Source organism: Pelistega indica, from assembly GCF_000506865.1.
GTDB lineage: Bacteria > Pseudomonadota > Gammaproteobacteria > Burkholderiales > Burkholderiaceae_B > Taylorella > Taylorella indica.
In genome coordinates this window covers 1-10,038 of the sequence record NZ_AYSV01000016.1, presented here as the reverse complement: position 1 = coordinate 10,038, position 10,038 = coordinate 1, and the positions used below count along the sequence as shown (strand labels likewise).

Genomic DNA, 10,038 nt, shown 5'->3' with positions numbered 1-10,038 from the left:
TTACAATATCAATAACGGGTGCCGCTGGATAGTCGTTAGGGTCATCAAACACAGCGGTATTGACCCACAGCCACCCAAACACAGGAGCGTCCCCTGGTACGGTGGCATAGTTAATCATTGAGGTGACGTTGTCGTCTGGCAGATATCGCCATGGGCTTGGCGACCTTGATGCGGTCGTATATGCCAGTAGTTGCATATTGTATGAGCGCGTATACTCCCTATCTTGAGTGGGCTGTTGGGTTAAACTATTTGTGGGCATAATGTACTCCTAGTAAAGAACTGAATGGGGGATAAAAAACCTCAGAATTCTGAGGTTTTATTATGGTTAAGCTTGTGTTGGGCGTAAGATGGCACGCCATTCGGGTGTGCTTTGTAGCCACCCCCGACGCTCTAGGTCGTCGTGCAAGACGCCTAGTAGGCGTTCGTAATCGTCACCGAAACCATCGGGAAACTCTTTCTCGGCAATGCCATCAAGGGCGTAACTGCCGCCTGTCCAGCCACCCATCTGCCCCGTAAGGGCAGGGAAGAGTTGAGGTAACAATTTGATGAGGACGTAATTCATGAACAGACGGCAACGGACGTATTGCCCAAAAAATTCCTCAAAGCGTATGCCACTGTCCTCTGTGGTAACGTCCAACAGGGCTTGCCAATACTCATAAGCCCCATCCTCAGAGAATGCCTTGGCATCATGGATGCCATAACGATACGACTCTATATAGAGGCGGAATCCCTCCGCATAGCCGTCCTCTACTCCAAAGATGTATGGCAATTGCCCATTGAAAAACTCAGGTAAATCTAGGGCGGTGAGGATGGCATCCTCGAGGATAGGTAAGAGGTCAAGAATGTCCTCTTTCAGACCAACATAAAAATCTATGTCGTTGTCTGACAAGTTATCCCACTCATCAGAGGGTACAAACCCAACGGCGGGATAGACGTTAGGTGAAAAATTTGGAGAGCCCATAATTATTTGCCCTCCATAGCACCGAATAAGCGCTCTAGGTGTGATACCACTAGAGCAACAAATAATGCCATTAGACATGCTGTCGACGTACCCAAAAGATAGAAGCCCACTGTGTGGGGTGAGGTGAGGGTAAAGATAAAGCCATTGGCAATAGTGCCAATGGTGATGATTAGGGTAAATAAAATAGGCATTGATATACTCCTTAAATGAAATCATTAAATGAAAGCCATCCTATTGTGTGAATAGAATGGCATGAGAAGAGGGGTTAATCCCACGTGCCGACTGTGTCGGCGAATTTGGTTGTACGTAAAAGTTCGTTTATCGCCGATTGGGCGACATCGAACTGTGATGTCGCAACCCATACGAAATTTTTCAAGGCTTCCCTAGTCATACGGAAGAATCTTGGATGTATTCCGTCGATTCCCTCATGTGACATATATCGGCATAGGCATTGCCCCAGTATATATGGGTCTACCTCCCCATCGGGGGTGTACAGCTGTAACTGTGTACTCGTTTTATTGCTGGCATAATACCCCAGCTCTTTGATGGCATGGGCTAACGTTCGAGGGCGTACTACCCCCTCTGTACTTCGTATGACTGGCTCTAGGCCAAAAAATATGCTGGCAATGCCAGCAGTATCAATAATGCCAACGTCTGCAGCGAATGCAGACTCATGGTTTGGTTTATAGATATAAAAAACTGTTTGGTTACTCATACTAATCTCCTAATAAAAAACTAAAATAAAGTATAGTTGTGCGTAATGTTTCTGAACTGCACAACAGATTGGGTGCCATGGCACCAGAATGGAAAACCTCAGAATTCTGAGGTTTTTGGCAATAAAAAACCCTTAGTTGCCATAAAGGAATACGATAAAAAGATGGCAAAAAGGGGGGGAAAATTGATGCTGAAAAATGTTTGACAGCATAAAATTTTTGTGTTACACTGCGTGTAACGAGTGAGTCGTTACCGACGTTGTCGGAGACACCACGGTTCACTCACGTATTACTCGCACTTTTTCGGGGTTTTTGATAATGTACCTAATGTACCTAATGTAGTACCAAAAACCTAAAATTGGGTGTCCGGGTAGAAAATTCGGCAGTTGGCAAGTTGCCAAGAAAAAATTTTTAATAAATTTTTTTAATAATAAAAATATCGAAACCCAATTACTCATTTTCTTAACTACATTAGGTACATTAGGTACATTAGATATTTATTATTATTATAAATCAAGCACTTGCCATTTTCCGAAAAAGTACATTTGCCTGCCATTAGGGGCCTGAAATCACTACATTAGCCTCCTGCCCCCTGCCAACTGTGCAAAAAATACCAAAATCTAATAGATTTTTTTTATTACGCATGCCATTTTTACGACGTGCATTTAGTAAGTATTTTCTGCCTGAAATTGGCAAAATTATGGTCGTTTTTTCGCTAATGTACTAAAATAATGTATCCTAATGTACCTGAAATGTACTAAACAAGGTTTTTCACCACTTGCCAACATTCTCGTATTTTTGAAAGATTTTCTCTCAAAAATTACCACGTGTTGAACGTGCGGTGCGTGCGTGTTGATAGTGAAACGCTTAAAAAAATTTAAGTCGTCATGTGATGAGTTTGCGATTTGCCAATCGCTATAAAACTTCAGAATTCTGAAGTTTTATTTAATCACTCACGCTAATTTGTTTTACGTTCACTAATTAACACGTAACCAAAAACGCTTTTGTAAATCTTGTGACTTACAAAAAAGCTTTCAGAAAATAAAAAACCCTGCACAAACAATTACGTTTGTGCAGGGCTAGGGGGTCAAGATGAGATATTACTCATCTTGCGGGATAAACGAATAAGAGTTTTTGAGGGCTTTAGATAGCCCCGATTTTGGGCTACCCTCTTGAGTATAGAGGGCAGTATACACCGCCCCCAAGTTATCATTTAGGGCTTTTAAGATTTTTTGACGTACGTCTTCTTGCGAGAATGCTATTACTAGCGTTTTCAGTTTCTCTTCAGTTTCTGAATTGTCAGATGACAATTCAGACTCTTCTACTTTTTTGGGGCGTTTCCACGCATCGCCGTTCGCCATCGGCGTCGCCTCGGCTTGTTGGACGATGTAAAACCATCTATTATTCACGGCGTTTTTAGATATGTCTGAACTGCACAGACAATTAATAACGCTGCGATAGTAGTTACTGATAGCTTTAAAATGGTTGTAATCATTTACGTTATGTAAATAACTAATAAATTCAGTCCGCAGCTGGGCGTTAGCGTTATAGGACGATACCTCGGCAGTAGCTAGACACTCGATTTTAGTGCGTTCCGTCATTGACAAGAGGGCGTCTGACTTGCTAGCTACTCTTGTAGCTAGTCTTATTTTTTAGATTTTTGATACTAGCTGTAGCGCTAGCATTTGTTAATTCTGTCTTAACGTCTGTTAAGACACCTAAATTTTTTTGCTGTTTAGTTTGAGTAGATACTTGTGACATAATAACTTCCTCTTTTAAAAATGATATACTAAGATTTTGTAGAGTTTGAGACGATTAAATTCCTCTTTCGTCTTACTGTGCACGTGCCAGCGTGCACAGTACTCTACTCTTTTTTGACAAGTCTATTTAACTTGTCTATTTAGATTTTTTAACTTTTAAAAAATCAGATTTCTGATTTTTTTGTTGTTGTCTTTATTATTAGTTTAAAAAAATCAGATTTCTGATTTTTTTGTTGACATCTCAAAAAAAATCTAAATAGACAAGTCAAACTATACTACTGTTTGACTTTGAGATACTGTATATATACACGTATTAACTCGTGTATTACAGTAGTCATAACAGATTTCATCGCTTCCAAAAAATCAGATTTCTGATTTTTTTTTTGTTGATTTATACTGTTAGTCTGATACATTGCAATCTTATACTATATAGTGTGTTGTGTAGTTCAACACACAGTAAAAAACTGCGACGATTAAAGAGCGATTTACTACATGACGCTATTGTAACTCACATCAACTAACATCAAGCTACACCACTACATTAGATTTTCGGGGGGCTGTCTTTCGGAAAGACGGGGGAGGCTTTGGACACGACATGGACGGGAGGGGGCTACAATGATATATAGTACTAATCTCAATAGTCAGCAATTTTCAAAAAACCCACCTAAACTCAACAATTTTGTCTACAATTCAGTTACACTATGAAACATTACAATAAGGGGAGACGGCATGATAAGATCAAAGCTATTGATGGTGATGCTAGCCACAGTGACAATATCTGGATGTAGTTTATTCTCAGATAACTACTACGTAACACTTCAATCTAATCCAGTTGGTGCAGCAGTCATATGTAATGGTGACTATATAGGGGAAGCACCTGTAAACTTAGTGTATAGTAGACAACAGCTAGATACAAATCCAATAATTAGTACTGGATGTAAGGCTAAATGGGTGTCTGGGGCAACTAAAAAATTCCAGAAAACCTATGATACCAGAAACTATCCTAATGGCATCTTAGAGGTAGTCCAACATCCTGCTAAACATAAAGGGTTAAATAAAGCTATTGCTTATGGCAACCAAATAAACTATGTGAATAACCAACGCCGACATCAGGCGTATATGGAATATTTAGAGTATGAACGTACACGACCACGTACCTACAAAACAAGATGCAACTCTAATCTTAGTGGGTACGCTTCTAATTATGGGTATGGCACTCGTATGTCTGGCAATTCAAACACTGACTGTTATACAACATCCTATTAACCACCAAAAATCCATATAGTTTTTATATAGCAGTTTGACAACACCACAACCACCCCTTATACTTGTCATTGATGTACTCCATACATCGTAAGTTATTGGGATGAGGCGAACCCCACCGAGAGGTGGGGTTTTCTTCTGTCTGCCACCCCCCATGATGGACGAGGGGGGTAGTGGTGCATTACCGACCCCCACTGAGATTTTATACTCCCCTTATTAGCTTTTTGGGAAAATCATCATGGCACAAAAGACATCAACACCCACAAAGACCTCATCCTCTAGGCAACCAGTTAAGTCACCCCCTAAGACAGCCCCCAAGTCACCCCCCTAAGACATCAGCCAAACGAGCATCACGTAAACACGTCTATAAACTACCCCTTGAGGTAGAGGTGGCACAAACCTTATCCAAGCTCTCTGATACTTCAGGCTACCCAGTGCGGGTCATTATGCGTCTGGCGATTGATCATCTGATTAATGTATGGGCACCTCACTATGGCATTGATAATGCCGTGACGACAGGGGTAAAATTGCCACCAACGCAGTTAGTGACAGAGCGTGCCATTCAAGCACAACCTATACAAAATCCATTTTCTAATCCATTCCAAACGTCGCCAAGTACGCCGCCATATAAACCTTATAGCCCAACGGCAGAACCGTTTGATCCTTATCGACAACCTGATATTCCTCGATACAAGTTAGAGACGCAACCCACAGTGGACGAAGTTCTGGCTAATGCCATCGGTGGCAAATTGACACCTTATCAGCCAACGACAAATGACTTCCAACCCTCTGATTTTGAATGGAGCTAGGTGATGGAGTTTGATGTCCCTGGTCCAGTGATATGGATGGTGCCACCTGATAAGTATCCCGAACTTGCATGGGATATGGCGATAGCAGGAGAGATGGACGAGGAAGCTATGGCACAATTTGCCGCTCGCCATGACCTTGCTGTTGAGCAGGTGCATCACCTCCTAACGAAAGAGGGGTTTACTAGAGCCCTAACGGAAGCTAAAGCGTTCATTGCCACCCATGGTCATGATAAAGGGTTTAAGGTACGGGCGCGCTATTACGCTGAACGGCTCGCTGATGAGATGTACCAGATTGCTAGAAAGTCCTCGACAGACCCTGCCTTACGATTAAAGGTTTTTGAGTCGCTCACTCGGCTAGCTGGCATGGAGCCATCGAGTGAGAAAAAAGAGGCAGTGGTATCGTCTGGCCATGGTGTAACGATCAATATCGGAGCAGGCATACGTGGCATTAGTATCGCAGATAATACGGTGATGATTGATAATGAGAGAAATTAACTACCACCCCGCACCGACAGTACTTGACTTTCATAATTCTACTAAACCCTACAAAGCCTTAGCAGGGCCACCAGGGGCAGGTAAAACAGTGGGTGCCTTGTGGGAGTGGATTTTCAGAGCAATGCGGCAGACGCCTGACCGCAACAATAAGCGTCGCTACCGGGTAGTGACTATTCGTGCATCCTATCCTAACTTAGAGACCACCACCATTAAGACAGTGAAAGACTGGATGGACCCGACATGGGGTCACATTGTCATGAGTAAGCCACCAACAGGGCTATGGTCATGGAACATGCCAGATGGCACTAAAGTAGAGTTAGAGATGATTTTTATGGCCGTGGAAGATGGTGAAGTGGCAGAGAAGATGAAGTCACTGGAGCCATCAGGCATCTGGTTAACAGAGGCGACTGAAGTTACTCGAGATGTATTTGAGATGTCAGTCCAACGGATAGGGCGTTTCCCCTCTGCTAAAGATGGCGTACTATGCGATGAGCCAGGCATTGTGTTTGATTTTAACTTGCCAGGCACTGATCATTGGCTCTATGACCTATGTGTTCGCAATAAGTCGGATGAATTAGACTTTTTCATGCAGCCACCAGCAGTGTTTTGTACCAATTTTGAGAAAGCCGATGCGGGCGAAGAGCCACCACAATATGTGATGAATCCCGATGCCGAGAACTTAGCTAACTTGCCATCTGGCTACTATGAGAAACAACTAGCCGCCTATAAACATTGGGGTAAGGTTAAGTCGTTCTTATTAATGAAGTGGGCGACATTTAATACCGATAAGCGAGTATTTCCTGAGTTTGCTAGAAGTGCCCATGTGGCATCTGTTGCCACCGAGCCCATACGAGGGTTACCCGTTTATGTCGGCATCGATACGTCAGGGCTTAACCCAGGGGCAGTCTTTGGGCAGTTGCAGGCAGGCACATTAGTCATTCTTGATGAGGTCTATGGGTCAGATATGCCATTCATTGAGTTTATTGAACGAGGACTGCAACCACTCATTGCTGAGCGATACGCAGGAGCTAAGCTCCTTGCCATCTGTGACCCCTCTAACCCAAGAGATGCCATGACAGGGCAGACAGCGATACAAAAACTGCAACAGTATGGCATCAGAGCAGAGCCTGCACGCTCCAATAAGTTTAAGTTACGACGAGAAGCTGTGGCAGACTTTCTCGTGAGACGCTCTGGGATTGTCATAGACCCTAGTTGCCAGATGACCATCATGGCGATGGAGGAGAAGTATGTCTACCGACGCTTACGGATTAACTCTACTATGGGAGTACAATATGCCACTGAGCCAGATAAAAACGGCTACAGTCACGTGATGGATGCCTTACAATATCTCTGCTTATTCCTCACCATGCCAAATAACACCATTGACAACGACGGGATGGTGCAAGAATATAAGGGTAAGATACGACCTCGAGCACTACTTCGCTAGCCATAGACTAATGTGGGTAAAAATGTGGGTAAAAAATAAAGCCTACTCGCTGATTAGGCTTTATCCATAAGGATATAGAGAACTAGATGGCTTATTTTCAGCAAAAATATGGTATGACTGCCACGCATTCTGCTGTTGTTGCCGCTATGGACACTGTAAAACCATGCAAGGCGATTGATTTAGGGTGTGGACAAGGACGCAATGCCTTGTTTTTGGCGTTAAAAGGCTTTGATGTCACTGCTAGTGATTATAATCCTAGTGGGATGCGAGTCATTGAGGATATTGCTGAAGCAGAAGATTTAGCTATCCGTACAGAAACATATGATATGAACGTAGCGGCTATAGGTGAGAATTACGATTTTATGGTGGCTACCGTTGTTTTTATGTTTTTGATGAAAGAGCGAGTCCCCAGTATTATTGCAAATATGCAAGAGCGTACAAATCCGGGAGGTTATAATTTGATCGTATCAGCGATGGATACAGCGGATTACCCTTGCCATATGCCATTTTCGTTTACGTTTAAAGAAAATGAGTTAAAAAATTATTATGCTGGTTGGACGTTGATTGACTATAAAGAAGAAATTGGCTCAATGCATGCACGTGATGCTAATGGTAATCCAATCCAGCTTAGATTTGTCACTATGCTAGCCCAAAAACCAATGTCTTAATAAGATTCATATTATTAAGCGTTATTCTTAGTCCCAAAACTATTTTGTTATGGCTTAAAACAAATGCAGATTTCATTTAAAACAATGAAGTCTGCTTGTCTTGTTCAAGTTTTTTAATATCTGTTCTCTTATTAGGTGACTTTTTAATAGCTGGTTTTTTGGCTATTTTTTTAGCCGCTGGCCTTTTAGCCGTAGCATTACGAGATGATGTTTTAGCAGAGGATGTTTTCGAAGACTTTGCTGATTTTGATGTAGATGATACGTTTTTCTTAGGCTTCGCAAGAGTAGATAGCTTGTCAGTAGAGGATATTGCGTTGTTATCTACTTTGTTTTCAATATGACGTTGGCAATACCCACGCACATTATTCATGTGAGTCTTTACGCCATTAAGCTCTAAATATTCCTGAATTTTTTGATAAGACATCTTTGCCGCACGCAGCTTAGCAATATCGTCATGAAAACGAGCTAGTACAGAACGGTTAGGATTATTTTGTTTAATAAAATCATCAACATTAATCATATGGATTATATGTATAAAACATGTTTAGATATGTAAATAATGTGTTTAGTTTATCATTTTTAGGAAAAAATAGTTAAAAGTTTAAGTATGAGTTTATTATTGAAAAATTCAAAATGGTTAATGTATAGCATGTGTGAGAAGTAATTTATTATTATGTTATAGATTAAATAGACTAAGTTTTATATTTTTTTTGTTGCTTAATAAGCAACAAAAAACATTTCGTTAAGTATTGTGAGAGATATAGGAGTTTTTTTTATAATTTTTTAAAATTTCTTAGTATTGAGAAAAATAAATAAGGGAGGCTGATATGCAAACTAGCGTATTAACAAATTGGAAAATTCATTTTGTCGTAATTTTAATATCTGTAATTGCTGAGTTAATTGGTATTCAGCAAATCAAAACGGGCATAGGGGTAATTTTGTTTTTACCCCTTTTATATGCCTTTATTTTAGCGCTGTTTTTTAATGAAAATATTATTCCATCTATAGGTCAGCATTTAGGAGAACATAGTAGTGCTACAGCTAGTCAATGGGTTCTGATAGGCATTATGCCGTTTATTGCAAAGTTTGGCGTAGGGATAGGCCCAAATATGGATAAATTAATTGCAGCGGGACCTGCTTTACTCTTACAAGAGATTGGTAATGTTGCAACGGCATTATTTGCGCTTCCTGTTGCTGTATTAATATTTAAAATGGGGCGTGAAGCTATTGGTGCTACACACTCTATTGCTCGTGAACCTAATATTGCCTTAGTTGCTGATAAGTTTGGGTTAAAAAGTTCTGAAGGTGTCGGTGTGATGGGCGTTTACGTAATGGGAACTTTATTTGGTACAATTTTTTTCTCTATTATGGCTGCCTTATTGGCTTCTTGGGATATTTTTGATTACCGTGCTTTAGCCATGGCTTGTGGTGTTGGTAGCGGTAGTATGATGGGTGCTTGTTCAGCCGCATTGAGTGAAACATTGCCTACATTAAAAGATGAAATTGTTGCTTTTGCTGCTTCATCTAATCTGTTAACTTATGCTACTGGTTTATTTGTGAGTGCTTTTATTGCGCTACCTTTTACAGAATTTTTTTACCGTATTTTGAAAAAACTTCGTGGCTCTGAATCAAGCGCTGCAAATCAAGAGTTAGCTGATCTTACCTCATCTAATGGAAGTGAATATACAGAAGAAAAAGAAGTGTCATTTTCGTCTATTCAGACTGTAACCATCCCCTAAATTAAGACAACAAGAAAGTAGAAACTTTTTTGAACGTTACCGTAAACTTATTTCAAAGGAGTTTTACCATGAGTAAACGTACTAGCGAAAGCCACTGATCAACATTCTTAAACAAGCCGAGGCAGGCACCCCTGTTCAAGAGTTATGCCGTCAACATGGCATTTCTTCTGCAACATTCTACAA

The 10,038-nt window shown here is 41.0% G+C and carries 14 protein-coding genes; 8 read left to right on the top strand and 6 right to left on the bottom strand.

Annotated features, from left to right (window positions below; translation table 11 throughout):
* The 3 genes from V757_RS0113255 to V757_RS17205 all read right to left on the bottom strand — a co-directional run.
* Positions 1–259 (bottom strand): hypothetical protein (locus V757_RS0113255; RefSeq protein ID WP_031274086.1); only part of this gene is annotated, 259 nt, incomplete at its 3' end.
* 66 nt (positions 260–325) lie between these two features.
* Positions 326–1,039, bottom strand: a complete 714-nt coding sequence (locus V757_RS17210; protein WP_147628824.1) for a hypothetical protein — start codon at positions 1,037–1,039, stop codon at positions 326–328.
* Positions 964–1,152: a hypothetical protein gene (locus V757_RS17205; protein WP_023949333.1), complete on the bottom strand. Its 189-nt coding sequence runs from the start codon at positions 1,150–1,152 to the stop codon at positions 964–966. Before V757_RS17205 ends, V757_RS17210 begins: the two co-directional genes overlap by 76 nt.
* Before the next feature lie 354 nt (positions 1,153–1,506).
* On the opposite strand from V757_RS17205, the gene V757_RS28295 reads away from it, so the two are divergent.
* A complete protein-coding gene (locus V757_RS28295) occupies positions 1,507–1,650 on the top strand; it encodes a hypothetical protein (protein ID WP_155805782.1) in 144 nt (47 codons plus the stop codon).
* A 1,124-nt stretch (positions 1,651–2,774) separates the two neighbouring features.
* Here the strand turns inward: V757_RS28295 and V757_RS28290 are convergent.
* Together V757_RS28290 and V757_RS28285 are read right to left on the bottom strand one after the other, a co-directional pair.
* Positions 2,775–3,035: a hypothetical protein gene (locus V757_RS28290; RefSeq protein WP_147628823.1), complete on the bottom strand. Its 261-nt coding sequence runs from the start codon at positions 3,033–3,035 to the stop codon at positions 2,775–2,777.
* Positions 3,036–3,297: 262 nt separating this feature from the next.
* On the bottom strand, positions 3,298–3,435 hold the full coding sequence (locus V757_RS28285) for a hypothetical protein (RefSeq protein WP_023949329.1): 138 nt from the start codon (positions 3,433–3,435) through the stop codon (positions 3,298–3,300).
* A 728-nt stretch (positions 3,436–4,163) separates the two neighbouring features.
* On the opposite strand from V757_RS28285, the gene V757_RS17190 reads away from it, so the two are divergent.
* From V757_RS17190 to tehB, 5 genes are all read left to right on the top strand, one after another.
* Positions 4,164–4,700: a PEGA domain-containing protein gene (locus tag V757_RS17190; RefSeq protein ID WP_147628822.1), complete on the top strand. Its 537-nt coding sequence runs from the start codon at positions 4,164–4,166 to the stop codon at positions 4,698–4,700.
* Positions 4,701–4,921: 221 nt separating this feature from the next.
* Positions 4,922–5,506: a hypothetical protein gene (locus V757_RS17185; RefSeq protein WP_147628821.1), complete on the top strand. Its 585-nt coding sequence runs from the start codon at positions 4,922–4,924 to the stop codon at positions 5,504–5,506.
* A 3-nt stretch (positions 5,507–5,509) separates the two neighbouring features.
* On the top strand, positions 5,510–6,001 hold the full coding sequence (locus V757_RS17180; protein ID WP_023949324.1) for a hypothetical protein: 492 nt from the start codon (positions 5,510–5,512) through the stop codon (positions 5,999–6,001).
* The gene (locus V757_RS17175; RefSeq protein WP_023949323.1) at positions 5,988–7,448 is read left to right on the top strand and encodes a hypothetical protein; all 1,461 of its coding nucleotides are present in this window, start codon (positions 5,988–5,990) and stop codon (positions 7,446–7,448) included. The genes V757_RS17180 and V757_RS17175 overlap by 14 nt, the downstream gene beginning before the upstream one ends.
* Before the next feature lie 86 nt (positions 7,449–7,534).
* The gene (gene tehB / locus V757_RS17170) at positions 7,535–8,116 is read left to right on the top strand and encodes a tellurite resistance methyltransferase TehB (RefSeq protein WP_023949322.1); all 582 of its coding nucleotides are present in this window, start codon (positions 7,535–7,537) and stop codon (positions 8,114–8,116) included.
* A 76-nt stretch (positions 8,117–8,192) separates the two neighbouring features.
* On the opposite strand, the gene V757_RS17165 is transcribed toward tehB, so the two are convergent.
* Positions 8,193–8,636, bottom strand: coding sequence for a hypothetical protein (locus V757_RS17165; RefSeq protein WP_023949320.1), 444 nt, complete (start codon positions 8,634–8,636; stop codon positions 8,193–8,195).
* Between the two features lie 307 nt (positions 8,637–8,943).
* On the opposite strand from V757_RS17165, the gene V757_RS17160 reads away from it, so the two are divergent.
* Together V757_RS17160 and V757_RS28280 are read left to right on the top strand one after the other, a co-directional pair.
* Complete coding sequence (locus tag V757_RS17160) at positions 8,944–9,855, top strand: DUF3100 domain-containing protein (RefSeq protein WP_023949318.1); 912 nt, start codon at positions 8,944–8,946, stop codon at positions 9,853–9,855.
* A 94-nt stretch (positions 9,856–9,949) separates the two neighbouring features.
* Positions 9,950–10,038: transposase (locus V757_RS28280; protein WP_147628825.1), on the top strand; the 89-nt coding region annotated here is incomplete at its 3' end.